12 protein-coding genes are annotated in these 14,566 nt (G+C 37.7%); all 12 read right to left on the minus strand.

The features are described 5' to 3' along the window. Nucleotides 1-82: 82 nt before the first annotated feature. The 12 genes from MR041_RS04435 to MR041_RS04490 all read right to left on the minus strand — a co-directional run bounded on the left by MR041_RS04435 (nucleotide 83) and on the right by MR041_RS04490 (nucleotide 14,475). Nucleotides 83-739, minus strand: a complete 657-nt coding sequence (locus tag MR041_RS04435) for a LicD family protein (protein WP_242092376.1) — start codon at nucleotides 737-739, stop codon at nucleotides 83-85. Beyond that, nucleotides 736-1,992 carry an oligosaccharide flippase family protein gene (locus MR041_RS04440; RefSeq protein ID WP_242092377.1) on the minus strand — a complete coding sequence of 419 codons (1,257 nt, stop codon included), beginning with the start codon at nucleotides 1,990-1,992 and terminating at the stop codon, nucleotides 736-738. The genes MR041_RS04435 and MR041_RS04440 overlap by 4 nt, the downstream gene beginning before the upstream one ends. 52 nt (nucleotides 1,993-2,044) lie before the next feature. After that, entirely contained in the window at nucleotides 2,045-2,767 is a 723-nt protein-coding gene (locus MR041_RS04445) for a phosphocholine cytidylyltransferase family protein (RefSeq protein ID WP_242092378.1), read from the minus strand. Nucleotide 2,768: 1 nt separating this feature from the next. Next, the gene (locus tag MR041_RS04450; RefSeq protein WP_242092379.1) at nucleotides 2,769-3,866 is read right to left on the minus strand and encodes an iron-containing alcohol dehydrogenase family protein; all 1,098 of its coding nucleotides are present in this window, start codon (nucleotides 3,864-3,866) and stop codon (nucleotides 2,769-2,771) included. Beyond that, entirely contained in the window at nucleotides 3,863-5,380 is a 1,518-nt protein-coding gene (locus MR041_RS04455) for a xylulokinase (protein ID WP_242092380.1), read from the minus strand. The genes MR041_RS04450 and MR041_RS04455 overlap by 4 nt, the downstream gene beginning before the upstream one ends. An 8-nt stretch (nucleotides 5,381-5,388) precedes the next feature. Then, nucleotides 5,389-6,219 (minus strand): class II fructose-bisphosphate aldolase, encoded by an 831-nt coding sequence (locus tag MR041_RS04460; RefSeq protein ID WP_242092381.1) that lies wholly within the window; start codon nucleotides 6,217-6,219, stop codon nucleotides 5,389-5,391. A 61-nt stretch (nucleotides 6,220-6,280) separates the two neighbouring features. Next, nucleotides 6,281-7,318: a GDP-L-fucose synthase family protein gene (locus MR041_RS04465; protein ID WP_242092382.1), complete on the minus strand. Its 1,038-nt coding sequence runs from the start codon at nucleotides 7,316-7,318 to the stop codon at nucleotides 6,281-6,283. 3 nt (nucleotides 7,319-7,321) lie between these two features. Beyond that, nucleotides 7,322-8,440: a GDP-mannose 4,6-dehydratase gene (gmd, locus tag MR041_RS04470; protein WP_242092383.1), complete on the minus strand. Its 1,119-nt coding sequence runs from the start codon at nucleotides 8,438-8,440 to the stop codon at nucleotides 7,322-7,324. 83 nt (nucleotides 8,441-8,523) lie between these two features. Further along, nucleotides 8,524-9,531 carry a UDP-N-acetylglucosamine 4,6-dehydratase (inverting) gene (gene pseB, locus MR041_RS04475; RefSeq protein WP_242092384.1) on the minus strand — a complete coding sequence of 336 codons (1,008 nt, stop codon included), beginning with the start codon at nucleotides 9,529-9,531 and terminating at the stop codon, nucleotides 8,524-8,526. Nucleotides 9,532-10,238: 707 nt separating this feature from the next. Continuing rightward, nucleotides 10,239-11,375: an aminotransferase class I/II-fold pyridoxal phosphate-dependent enzyme gene (locus MR041_RS04480; RefSeq protein ID WP_242092385.1), complete on the minus strand. Its 1,137-nt coding sequence runs from the start codon at nucleotides 11,373-11,375 to the stop codon at nucleotides 10,239-10,241. An 802-nt stretch (nucleotides 11,376-12,177) separates the two neighbouring features. Further along, complete coding sequence (locus MR041_RS04485; RefSeq protein WP_242092386.1) at nucleotides 12,178-12,765, minus strand: sugar transferase; 588 nt, start codon at nucleotides 12,763-12,765, stop codon at nucleotides 12,178-12,180. A gap of 447 nt (nucleotides 12,766-13,212) precedes the next feature. Further along, the gene (locus MR041_RS04490) at nucleotides 13,213-14,475 is read right to left on the minus strand and encodes a nucleotide sugar dehydrogenase (protein ID WP_242092387.1); all 1,263 of its coding nucleotides are present in this window, start codon (nucleotides 14,473-14,475) and stop codon (nucleotides 13,213-13,215) included. Between the last annotated feature and the right edge of the window lie 91 nt (nucleotides 14,476-14,566).

Here is a 14,566-nt window from a genome sequence, read left to right on the forward strand (position 1 = left end):
TGACCATGTATTAGATAAGATTATGTCAATTCCGGGCAATTTAGGAATATTAAGGTTAATTTAAGTCTTTTTTGGTTTAGATTTAATTTGGTTCTGGACGCCTAAAGAAGCCTTTTAATTTGTTTAAGATTAAAAATAAAAACGGTAGGTTTTTTCGAATGGTTTCTCTGAAAATAATATACTTGTTAAATTCAATTGCAGCCACATCCTTAACGGGAGTTCTCCAGTTTTTACCATATAAATCCACTAAAAACTTTTCCGGTTCTACAGGAATTTGAAATGTACTGCCCAGAAACTCGTAGTCCTCTGTGTTTTCTAAATATCTGCATTTTGCTTTTAGTCCTAGGTCACATTTCCTGTAATTCGAACTTGTTTTTTTAAAAAAATAAAAATCAATGTACTCCTCATGTCTTTTAATACTTAACAATTTTCCATCATATCTAATGACGCTGAAGCCTAACTCAATGACCTCTGGCAGCACATCTAAAAGCGCTTCCTTATGTTCTTCTAAAATGTATAAATCGATATCCTCATCATGTTCAATAAAATTATTTTCTCTGATGGCCCCCAATAAAGTGCCATAAATAAGTCCGAACTTTATATTATTCCCGTCTAAAACCCCTTTTAAATCCAGAAGATTCTGCTTGGCTAACTCCAGATTTATATATTTGGTCCCGGAAACCGGTATCGTTTCTTTATAGGTAATGATTCCCTTATTTGTAATTATCTCTTTTATCATTCTTGCTTTAATGTCATTAATTTCGTTTTAAACACATAATAAACCCTAAATACCAAACCCGTTAGCATGTAAACCGGAATAGCAAATACGACAATATAGACGTCTTTGGAAACATAAACTGCTAATGTAGTATATAAGATATAAATCAGAGCGGCATAGATGAGGCTATTGTTTGCATACTTTATATACCCGAAGGCCGCCAGTAAGGGATAGCCTAAAATCATACTCATAATTGCGAAAACCGCCCCGCTGAAAACAATTGTAAAAATCAAAGACAGCATACGACTTTGTTCATCATAAATGATCTGCAACAATTCCTGATTAAAATAAATAATTGGGATGACCAGTAATAATGATATGCCGGTTAAAGCAACTAATATTTTTTTTAAAAACACTAGGTTTCTGGTCCTTGCCATATAGGGATAAATGGTTTGAGACACCACTGAACCAAGACTCATAAATGCAAAAAACAATTTCTCAACCATGGTATAATATCCAACAATCAAATTTCCAAAATGTAGGCCAAATAAGGTCGTTACAAAATATCTGCTCCCATTGTTGGCCATCCTTGACAAGAAAAATTGAAAACTATCTACAAGCTCTTTAAGAATAGCCGCCTTTTTTGGTTTGACCCATTTTAAAGAAAACAGTTTAAAGGCCAGCCAAAACGCATAACTCGAGCCTAAAATCACACCTAATGCATTTAAAATAGGCACATAAATGTAATCTGAAGATTTCTTTATAACAACAAATATCAGGATCGTAAACAGGACTTTTGAGAATACATTAACGTAGGTCATATATTTCATTTTTTCCATGCCCTGAAACAGCCAGGTCGGAAAAATACAATTCCCTACCACTAAACCAAATGTAGCATAATATAACAGCGCATTCGTCTGAAAGATCTCTATTGTCAAAATAAGAATTGAGAGTGTAATGAAGGATAAAAAAAGCAAGCATAACTTAATGAACATGACCGAAGAGAATATCTCGGAAACCTTTTTAGAATCCGCTCTATGAATAGAGATTTCACGTGTTGCAGACAATTCAAATCCGAAGCTAACCAAAATGTTAAAATACATAACAATGGAAACGGCAAAGTTTACCAGCCCAAATTTTTCAACCCCCAATACCCGTACTAAATAAGGTAAGGTCACCAAGGGTAACAGCATGTTCATCCCCTGAAGAACAGATAAGGAAAAAAAATTGGATAAGAGGGCTTTTTTGTCTCCAGACCCATTAGATATTTTCATTCCGTGTTTTATCATAAATTATCACATCAGTAACTGAATTACTCTTCCCTCGTTATGAATTATATCTGCCAAACTTCTTTTTTGCTCTAATATAATCCTCTTCAAAGTCGACTTCTACAAAATTAGAATCTAAAATATCAAGAGCCCGAATATTGAATTGTTCTTTTTTTATTGCCTCAGAAATTACCGATTCCATATAGTGATGTAACTCGCCTTTTTTAAATAACATTTCCGCGGTCGATTTAAAAAACGGAATGGTTGATTTTTTAAATTTAGCAATGCCCAAAAACTCGCCGTCAGCAGATTCAGGGTTCATCTCTTTAGTGATCTGTATAACTTTACCATTCTTTAGTTCCATTTTCATTTCCTCCTCACCACAAAGCTTCCGTTCAAATGGAAGCACCATATCTCCCTCAGCACCAACCAATTCTTCCCAAATTGACCGTTCGGCCAAAGTGTCGGCATGTAAAAATAAAAAGTCGTCATTTAGGCTTTTCAGTCCCATGTACAATGACCCTAAAACATTACAATGATTCCAAAAAGGATTGTATATGATCTCAATGTTATTACATTTTGAAAGATGATCCTCAATTTTATGGCTGTTAAACCCGGTTACAACAATGATGTTTTTTAAATTCAACTGGCTCAATATATCTATGTTATAATCTAATAGTGTGTAGCCATCATCATCCAAAGGCAATAAACTTTTCGGAAGATCAATGGTATAATTTCCCAATCGACTTCCTTTTCCGGCAGCTAATATTACTCCTGTCATTCTATAATGAATTAAATAAAATCTTTTTAATAGTTTCAATTCCCGTGTACGATGGATCTGCTTCAAGGTTTCCCGATACCTGATTTGATATATCAATTATTTGATTTTCATTAATTCCCAGGTCTGAAATTGAGTAATCGATGTCCAAGCTTTCTTTTAATAACTGAACCTTGTCTAAAAACCCTATAATGCTAAGGTCTAAATCATCAGCAAGACGTTTAAATTCGATTAAACTGAGATCCTTCAAATGACTTAACCAGCCTTTGTACAAAGCAATTAATCCCTGCGCGTGACTTGTTCCGGTTAAAGGACCAATAACATACTGTATTCTGTGCGGAAGACAAGTTGAACTATAGGCTAAATTTATCCCCATTAAAGCAGATGAAAGCGCTATTTTCTCCATGGCATATAGATTATTTTCCTTGCATGCCGGGATTAAATACGAAAAAATGTTTCTTATACAGCCTATCGATTGATTTTTTACCAAAGGATTCGATTTTTTGGATATATAGGTTTCTATGGCATGTGTTAGGCAATCAAACCCAACCTCAGCTTTTAACTTGGAAGGACAGGCATTATGCAGATTGGCGTCTATAATCACGCCATTTGGTTGAATAATATCCCCTCGTAAACCTCCTTTAATGGAATTCTCTTTATCATAAATTATTGCACCAAAAGATAACTCTGCTCCTGTACCCGCGGTAGTTGGAATAGCGATAACCTTAATTTTATTCTTAGGCATTTCAGCTCTTTTATAAAACACATCTTTATAACTAACGCCCTGAAATGCTATGGATAAGGCCTTTGCAGCGTCTATTACAGACCCGCCACCAATGGCTATTATACTTTCTATGCGTTTCCCTGTCAGATCATTTATAACCTTATCTAAATCCTCAAATGGGGCATCCGGACTGATGTGATTGTAAATGTAAAGTGTTCTTTCCTTTTTTAGTTCATCAAAAATCGAAGAAAAATTAAAGGTGTCTAAAACGGTTTTGGAAATAAGAATTAAAACACGGCTCCCAAGATTAAACTCTGTTAAAACTTCAAAAGAAATTGGCGCTACTACTAATTTAGGTTTTATAGAATAATGTGTCATAAATTGCTTATGGTTTCTGATGCGAATGACTTAATCTGTTTCCTTAAATTATAGTGATCATTATACATTGGCAGTAAACGCTCATTTAATTTCTTATAGAACATAAAAAATTCATGATATACTTTATGATTATCCTCTGAAGGGTTAATGATTTTTCTAATTTTAATAATTTTCGATGCCGCCTCTTCTATAGAGTTAAACCTATTTAAACTTATCATCATGAGTATAAAAGCACCTACAGAAGTGCTTTCAAAATTTTCTATAACTTTTATTCTTTTATTGGTGACATCAGCTTTTATTTGATTGATTAGGTCGAATCTCGCCAATCCTCCACTTACGGTCATCGATTCGATGTCCAAGCCATTAGATGTTATCAATTTGAGAAGATCATTTGAAACAAAAGCAGTAGATTCAAAAACAGCTCGCGTAAATTCTTTTATTGTACTGCTTCTATTAACCCCAAAAAATGAACCTTTGGCATTGGCGTTCTTAAAAGGTGCGCGTTCTCCCAGCATATAGGGTAGAAAAAGTATTCCATGAGCGCCTATAGAGATCTCGTGCGCATTGTTTTCCATAATGTAATAGACGTTCTTATCCGCTTCATTATAAAATGCCTGCTTCAACCATTCTATGATACCTCCTCCCAAATTATTTGATGCGCCAATTAAAAATTTATCATGATTTCCCAGTTTTTGGGATAATATCAATCCCTTTCCAGCATTAAGGCCATGGTCTGAAAGCACCCTCACCGAAGTTACTGTTCCAGAAACATCACAGGCTGTTTTTTTATCCCCATCAAAAGACCCTACTACAGCACAAATGGCATCGTAGGTGGTCAATATATATTTACATTTAGGTGATAAATTAAATGTTGTTTTGATTTTTTTTAGGACCGGTAGTTCATATCCCATTTCCCTGACTATGGGCAATGTGTTCACATCCAAACCCACATTGTTAATTAGATCTTCATGATAGTTTCCATCATTAAAAAAACCCTTGCTAGCGTTTAGTGTATCCGTAAATACCTCCTCCGTGAAATAATAATTAAGGAATTCCCCCGCCCCAATCCAACATTTAACCTCACTGAATACTTCCGGATTATTTCTTTTTACCCAAAGTGCCTTAGAAATAATTGATGATTCCGGACAATTAACAATAGATTTTTCTCCCTGCGAATTAATTATGGTTTCTATCTCCTGAGCTTCCTTATATGCTCTTTTATCCGAGACCATCATAACTTTTGTTAAGGGGTTTCCTTTATCATCAATTCCAAAAATACAGGAGGAACTTGTTGTTGATGTGATGTATTCTATTTTACCGTTGAGGTAATCAATTGAGGAAATTTCGGTTAAAATATTCTCCAGTTTAATCTTCCATTCTCTTGAATCCTGTTCAACCTTATGATCGATTAAATTAGAATATACGGCCCTTGAAGTCGTATATATTTGTTTTCCTTCTTCATTAAAAACAATGCCTCTTATCGATTTAAGCCCTAAATTTATTACTAAATACATTTATTTAATTATTGAGTATACTTCATCAGGTATTCCTCAAAAAGTTGAGACAATCCCTCTGTCATTAATTTGTTAAAAGATATTTCATTATAAAGATCATTGCCAGAAGTATATGATTTTAATAAATCCATAGTATGTTTTTTGAGTTGTGTAGAAACATTAATCTTAACCACGCCATAATCAATTGTTTCCTTTATAATGCTATCCGGGAGTCCTGTCCCCCCATGTAAAACATAAAACTGTTGATCGTCCAACTTATTACTGGCTTCCTTTAAAATAGCAGTCTTTAATCCTTTCAAATCATCATAAAAACCGTGCGCATTACCAATCCCAAGGGCCATTAAATCGATTTTCGTTTCTTTTACGTAGGTCTCAATCTCTTCAATTTCTGCATATGAGGACCCTTCCTCTCCAAAACCATCCTCAACACCCGACACTTTCCCTAATTCCCCTTCAACTAAACAACCAACCTTCGAGGCATGTGCTATTATGATTTTTGTGTTTTTCATATTGGTCTCGATATCAAAAGCCGAGCCATCATACATTACCGAATCAAATCCAAAATCTATGCAGCGCTTAATAAACTGAAGGTCTATACAATGATCCAAATGAAAATAAATAAAGTCATTTCCATATGTTTTTATCAGAAATTCTATGCCGTACTTTTCATCAAGTAATCGTAAATACCTTTCTGAAAACTGAATTATTAATGGAACTTTCAATCTTTCCGACACTAATTTTGCAGCTTCCAGATGATACAGATTTTGAAGATTAAAAGCCATCAATGCTCTTTTACGCTTCCTCAAATCTAACAATACGTCCTTTAACTTGCTTTTCATTATCCTTCGAATCTTAACTTAAAATTCCTTTTGAATTTTAAGTCAAAACTTTTGTTCATATTTAATACGAATCATATACTCTTTGTATACCTTCCTCTAATTCAATTTTATATCGCCAACCCAACTTGTTTAATTTCGACACATCGGTTAGTTTACGCATTGTACCATCCGGTTTTTCTGTATTGAATACGAGTTCACCTTTAAAACCGACAATGTCTTTAATCGTTTCCGCCAATTCCTTAATCGAAATATCTTTGCCAGTCCCGATATTAATATGTGTATTTCGAATTTCCTTGGTTCCGGATGGAACCGTATCCTTAAAATCAATATGCTCCATCAGGAATACGCAGGCATCAGCCATGTCCTCACTCCATAGAAACTCACGTTTTGGCTTTCCTGTGCCCCAAATCTCAACACGGTTGGCAGTGACTCCAAATTGACTTAAATACGACTTGGCCTCTTCAATGGAATCTAGTCCTAAATCTTTAATAACAGCCTCATATTGGCCTTCTGATAATAATTTCCCTAAATGCATTTTTCTTATGAGCGCTGGGAGGACATGCGACTTTTCCAAATTGAAATTATCATTGGGGCCATACAAATTGGTAGGCATAACTGAAATGAAATTCGTTCCATATTGCAAATTATAGCTTTCGCACATTTTAATACCCGCTATTTTGGCTATGGCATAGGGTTCATTCGTATACTCCAACGGGTCTGTCAGTAAATAGTCCTCTTTCATGGGCTGCGGGCAGTTTTTTGGGTAGATACAGGTACTTCCCAAAAAAAGTAATTTTTTTATCCCATGACAATAACTCTGATGAATCACATTGTTTTGAATCATTAAATTGTCATAAATAAACTCTCCCCGATAGGTGTTATTCGCAATGATGCCCCCTACTTTAGCAGCTGCTAAAAACACATACTCCGGTTTCTCTTCTTGAAAAAATTCAGCTACGGCAGATGCCTCAGTTAAGTCCAACTCCTGATAGGTACGTGTCAAAAAATTGTTATACCCTTTGGATTTTAAGTTTTTTAAAATTGCACTGCCTACCAAACCCTTATGTCCGGCGACATAAATTTTAGAATTTTTCTTCATTCCTTATTCAAAGTAATTCATCGTTTCATAGCCCCCGTTTCTCAGATACTGATCCTTTTTCATCAATTTCAGGTCGCTCTGCATCATGTCCTGAACCAGATCGTTCAGGGAATACTTCGGAACCCAACCCAGTTTATGCTTTGCCTTTGAGGCATCTCCCACGAGTAAATCCACCTCTGTCGGCCTGAAGTATTTGGGATCTACACTCAAGACCTCTTTCCCTATTGGTAACTGATATTCCGAGTTGCTGCATGATTTTACATAAGCCTTTTCGTCTACTCCCTTGCCCTTGAATTCCAATTCAATACCAACTTCATTAAAACTCATTCTAACAAACTCCCTGACCGGAGTTGTTTTTCCTGTAGCAATGACCCAATCCTCTGCTTCCTCAGCCTGTAGAATCATCCACATCATTCGCACATAATCCTTGGCATGTCCCCAATCCCTTTGGGCATCCAAATTTCCTAAATAAAATTTATCCTGAAGACCTAAGGCGATTCTTGAAACTGCCCTGGTTATTTTTCGCGTTACAAAAGTCTCTCCTCTAATGGGCGATTCGTGGTTAAATAAAATACCATTACATGCATAAATGCCATAGGCCTCTCTATAATTTACCGTTATCCAATAAGCATACATTTTCGCAACTGCATACGGGCTCCTTGGGTAAAATGGTGTGGTCTCTGTTTGTGGTACCTCCTGGACCTTTCCATATAACTCAGAAGTAGATGCTTGATAAATACGGCACTTTTTTTCCATCCCTAAAAACCGAATGGCCTCTAACAATCTCAGAGTCCCAACCCCATCAGCATTCGCAGTATATTCAGGCATCTCAAAAGATACATGGACATGACTCATCGCTGCCAAATTATAAATTTCCTGAGGTTGCACTTCCTGAATAATCCGTGTCAGGTTGGTACTATCCGTCATATCCCCGTAATGAAGGAAAAAGTTTCTGTCTTGTTCGTGTGGATCCTGGTATAAATGGTCAATTCTGTCCGTATTGAACAAAGAAGATCGGCGTTTGATCCCATGCACTTCATATCCCTTCTTCAACAAAAACTCACTTAAATAAGCCCCGTCTTGACCTGTTACTCCAGTAATTAAGGCTATTTTTTTTGACATTGTTAATTCAATTTAGATTTATATATTCCCGATTTGATTTCAGCAGGTAAAAGTAAGATATTTATACTCCTAACCATAATCATTTAATCGTTTTTAAACGCCTCTATGATACCCTTTAAACTATCAACCGTTTCCCATGCCGTATTCTCCCCTGAATTATAACTAAACCCCTGAGGCACCTTTTTAGCATCAAAGCTACTTATAAAATCTTCCAAACGCCATGACGGGTTGGGAGGCAGAATAACATAATGGGCGCCAAGATCGTAGGTGTAGAAGGCATCCGTCTTGGAAATCATTTCCTCATGCACCTTTTCCCCCGGCCGTATTCCTATAATGGGCTTTTCACATTCCGGACCAATGGCATTGGCGACATCCATAATGCGGTATGAGGGTAATTTAGGGACAAATATTTCACCTCCCCAGGTATGCTCCAGGGCATACAGGACCATTTTAGCCCCTTCTTCCAATAAAATGTTAAACCGGGTCATATTGGGATCGGTAATAGGCAAAATGCCATCCTCCTGCTTCTTTTTGATAAAAAATGGTACCACAGAACCGGTAGATCCCATCATATTCCCATAACGCACCACCGTAAACCTGGTTAACGTACTGCCATTAGAATTATTGGCGGCTATGAACAATTTATCAGAAATCAGTTTTGTGGCTCCATAAAGACTGTTGGGCGAACAGGCCTTGTCGGTCGACAATGACACTACCCGTTCGACGCCGGCTTCCAGACAAGCCTCTATCACATGCTGAGCCCCTCCTATATTCGTTTTGATGCACTCATCCGGATTGCTTTCGGCCACATGAACATCTTTCATCGCAGCGGTATGGATCACATAATCAACCCCCTGAAAAACACGAAACAGGCGTTCCTTATCTCTTACATCGCCAATGACATAGTGTACCTGAGGGTATTTAGATTTCGGTAAGGTCCTGGCCATAGCAGCTTGTTTTTGTTCGTCTCTCGACAAAACGCGTAGTTGCTTTATCTCGGGATGTGCTTCTAAGATATATTGAGTTAATGCCTTTCCCAGTGAACCCGTACCTCCGGTTATTAATATGATTTTTTCGTTGTAATCGAACATTTGTTTTGTTTTCTGTTTCAGAACATATGGGACTTGGGCAAATTTAAAGTATTTAATTTATTGTTCATTTTTGGCTTGACCCAACCCTTCGACTTCCTGCCCGACCGGTAGGCTGATGCTCAGGGCAGGGAACTGAACCTAAGCCCGCCTGTTAAATTTCAGTAGATCCCGTTATCTCAGAACTCTTATAAGTAGCATAGAAGAATTCTAATACCTATTCGCCGATCTTAAAATACTTGTTATGTTCATTTTTTGCTTGTCCAAAAAACTGAACCAAAAAAGGACACCAATAGTAGGAATTTCACCTGCGGTGAACCAAGCTCAAAAATTGGCGTCACTTCGCTCCTGAATTTCCAATCTTTTGAGCTTATATTCTTACTATTGGAAACCGTACAAAGCAGCTTCCTTCATTCATATCGAATTCAATTTATGCTGCCTTTTTTCAACTTATAAATTCGTGTTGTTCATTTTTGGCTTGACCCAAAAACGAACCAAAAAACTCAAGTCTTACCCCATAACCTTAATTAAATACTACGGTACCCTCATCCACAGATGAAAAGAACTCGTTCCCATTACCATGGGAACTCAAACAGCTTTTCATCTCTCTGCCTCACTGCTACCTTGATTTTTAAAGGTTATGGCGATAGGACGTTAAATAAAATTCATGATCTTATTCGTTTTTTGTTTGCCCTTAAAGAAGTTAAGGTTCAAGTCTTTAAATACTCTAAAATAACATTGGAAATCATCTGTTTATCCGAATCCGTTAAACCGGAACCAGAAGGCAGGCACAAGCCATTTTCAAATAAGGTCTCTGCTACTTTACCCCCGTAATAAGGACATCCTTTAAACAAAGGCTGCAGATGCATGGGCCTCCATATGGGTTTGGATTCTATGCCCTGCCGACCTAAGGCCTGTAGTAGGCCCATCGCACTTTTATTGGCTTTATTAGGAGAAAATTGAATACAAGTGAGCCAGTGATTGGCATAGTGTTCGGCATTGGTCTCTGAAAATACCTGTATATAATCAAAAGGCTCGAACAGGTTTTTATAAAACAGATGATTCGCCCGTCTCTTTTCAATGTATGCCGACAAAGTCTCCATTTGACCCCTGCCCATACCCGCAGCAATGTTGCTCATTCTGTAATTATACCCCACCGTACTATGCGCATACCACAAGGCTTCATCTTTTGCCTGTGTCGCTAAGAAAATAGCTCTATCCTTTTGTTTTACCTCTTTGCAAATCAAAGCCCCACCTCCCGATGTGGTGATAACCTTATTACCATTAAAGGATAGAATACCAAAATCCCCAAGACTCCCACATTTATGGCCCTTATAGCTGCTTCCCAATGCTTCTGCCGCATCCCCAATAAGCGGGATGTCATATTTTTTGGAAACAGTCTTAATCTCATCCATTTTAGCCGGCATTCCAAAAATGTGCACAACAATGATGGCCTTAGGTTTTTTTCCTTTTAATAGGCGATCCTGAATCGTTTCCTCCAGGACTCTTGGACAAAGATTCCAGGTATCCTGTTCACTATCCACAAATATGGGTTTAGCCCCTTGATATAGTATTGGAAAGGCCGAGGCTGCAAAGGTCAGGCTTTGGCAAATCACCTCATCATCATGTTGTACTCCCGCTAAAATTAAGGCGAGATGAATGGCTGCCGTACCGGATGACACGGCCACCACATGCCTCTGTCCACCCAGATATGACTCCAGATCCTTTTCAAAATCTGAAATATGCCTTCCGGATGAAGCCACCCAATTGGTTGCCAGGGCCTCTTTAATATATTTTAACTCTTCACCACCCATGTGCGGTGGAGATATTCTTATTTTATAATTCATAAAGGAAGCATATGGGCTGTCGTGTCAAAGATAAAAAAACAGAACCTTGATCTTCAATGATCTCTAATTAATTCCATTCCTTCAACTTTTCCTATTCATGAAAAAAAAGTAAACCTGTTTGTCTTCTTTCAAGTAGTCAAGTTTTTCTATTTTCTCATTCTCAAATCACGAGACTGTCATTCCTGCGAAGGCAGGAATCTATTGATTCAAAATACGAAGAAACACCTTAAGAAAATATTAATTCAGTGTGGATAAATGGTTTCAACCATTAATAACTAAATAATGATGCTGGATTCCTGCCTTCGCAGGAATGACAATACCATGGGTATTTCCTTTAACTACAATCCCTAATCATTCCTTTATTATAGGCTGTTCTGACTCAAAAGACTAAAAAGCAAGTTTAATTTAATTGACTCCATACTTAATGTGTATGGGCTTCGAGGGAGCCTGTCTTGAGTCCCCGCCTGCCATGCGGGCAGGAAGTCGAAAGGCTCACCCTGACATTTTCGACTGCCTGCCTGTCAGTTTTCAAGTGATCAAGTTTTTCTAATTTCTCATTTTCAAACCACAAGACTGTCATTCCTGCGAAGGCAGGAATCCATTGATTCAAAGAACAACGAAAAACTTAGAAAAAAATAGATTTAGTAAGTACTAATAATTTCAACGATAGCGAACTAAACAATAATGGTAGATTCCTGCCTTCGCAGGAATGACAATACCATGGGCATTAGCCTTAACTACAATCCCTAATCATTCCTTTATTATTGGCTGTTCTGACTCAAGTGGCAAAGATTCAGAATACCTATTTCAGTCCGAATGATAATGCCACTGTTTTAAAAAGTATCCTGAGGTCTTTAAAAAAGCTGTAATTGTCGATATAGGCCTTATTGAGCGCTATTTTTTTCGGCCAGATCACTTGATCATTGTAAGTGCTGGGGTTTTCCTGTTGTGCCAATAACTCTTCCTCATCTTTAAAGTACAATGAAGCAACTCCTGTAAGTCCGGGTTTGACAGATAATATGATACGATCCTCACCCTCTAAAGCATCCGCATAACCGGGTATATCAGGTCGGGGTCCCACAAAACTCATGTCTCCCTTAAGTACATTCCATAATTGTGGCAACTCGTCCCATTTCATCTCTCTTAAGAAACGTCCCAAAGCTGTGGTCCTTAAGGAACCATCCGGTAGGTGCTGCATTGTCCTGATTTTATAGATATAAAAGGATTTTCCCCATTGACCTATCCTTTTCTGTTTAAAGATCCCATGCCGTCCAGTGTCTATAAATGCGAGAACTACAAGTACAACAATGAACCAGCCCAAAACAATCAGACTGCTTAGCGATACAAGGATATCGAAGATTCGTTTTATGATGACATCTCTAAATTTCAAAGAAACTAGTTCTATCTGATCTTATATGGTTTAAAAACGTGATACAAGCTAAAAGCAACGTTCCATTTTCACAATCGCCATAAAGTTATTGTTTTAATCCTAATGACATGCCTTTGATGTTAACCAGATTTCATAAGCGCTGTTCAGAACCATTTTGAACCTGTTTTTACCCCTAAGGAAGACTACAAAAAGGGATGCCTCTGGATCTGAAATTTCATGCGCAGAAAATTGGAAAAACATAAGGATGAATTGGAGAAAACCTAAGCACAAAAAAATAGTCTTTCCGCAAGCTTCTTAAGCCTTGTAAACACTACAAGTTTCAAAGGAAATTTTTATTCAACTGCCCTTATTCCTAAAACCATACTGCTTTGCTTCTTTTAATCATATTAAACATTCCAATAGAAGATTTCGTTGAAATGACAGCAACCCTTAATCCTCATGTATCCATTAAAGCCTGGCTGAAACCAGTTCCCTGGGCAGAATACTCTTCACATCGTAGATTACACAATCTTTAGAAGTTCTGAACTTTGTATAGTCGATGGTTTTAAATTCAGCGTGCCCTACTGCCAGGACCACTGCGTCATAATCATAATTCAGGGTCTTTTCCAATGTGATGTTATAGGTGTTTTTAACCTCACTGCTCAAGGCATGGGGGTCGTAAACAGCAACCGATGCTCCAAACCCTTCCAATTCCCGAATCACATCTATTACCCTGGAGTTTCTTATATCAGGACAGTTTTCTTTAAAGGTAATGCCCAAGACCAGAATGTTAGCCCCTTTTATGATACTTCCCTTTTCAACCAGCAATTTAATCACCTTATTCGCCACATGTATCCCCATGGTATCGTTCACACGTCTTCCCGACAGGATCACGTCCGGATAGTAGCCCAGACTTTCAGCCTTATGTGTTAGATAATAAGGATCTACTCCTATACAATGACCTCCTACCAAACCGGGTCTGAAGGGTAAAAAGTTCCATTTGGTACCGGCTGCTTCCAGAACCTCCAGGGTATCAACTTCTAACTTGTCAAACACCAGGGCCAGTTCATTTATCAGTGAAATATTAACATCTCTTTGAATGTTTTCGATGATTTTACCGGCCTCAGCCACCTTGATACTCGACACCCTGTGCGTGCCGACCGTTACGATACTATTATAAAGCTGATCCACAAGATCAGCCGTTTCAGGCGTACTCCCCGAGGTTATTTTGATGATGTTTTCAACTTTGTGAACCGGGTCTCCCGGATTAATACGTTCAGGAGAATAACCGCAGAAAAAATCCTTGTTGTACACCAGGCCGCTACTTCTTTCCAGCTCCGGAACACATATTTCTTCCGTACAACCGGGATATACGGTAGATTCGTAAATAACAGTATTCCCTTTGGATAAATACGACCCCACCAAAGTACTTGCTTCTTTGAGATAGGATAAATCCGGTCTATTGAATGCATCTATGGGCGTCGGAACCGTTATGATATACATATCGGCATCAGCAATGTCGTTGGCCTTCGAAGAAAAGCATATGGTCTTAGCCTCTGTAAAATCTCCGACATCGACTTCCCTGGTTTTGTCGATACCTTCTTTTAAGCTTGAAATGCGTTCTTTATCGATATCGAATCCAACCACTTGAAACCCTTTCTTCGAAAACGCCATGGCAATAGGGAGACCCACATAGCCTAAACCAATTACCGCTAATTTATATGCCTTCATATCCATGGGGTCTAAAATAATAAATTAAAAGAATTGGGCCTGTATTTCGTCAGAATATGTAACAACCGCATTGAAGTTATATTATAAAATG

Source organism: Aestuariivivens sediminicola, assembly GCF_022662015.1.
Classification (GTDB): domain Bacteria; phylum Bacteroidota; class Bacteroidia; order Flavobacteriales; family Flavobacteriaceae; genus Aestuariivivens; species Aestuariivivens sediminicola.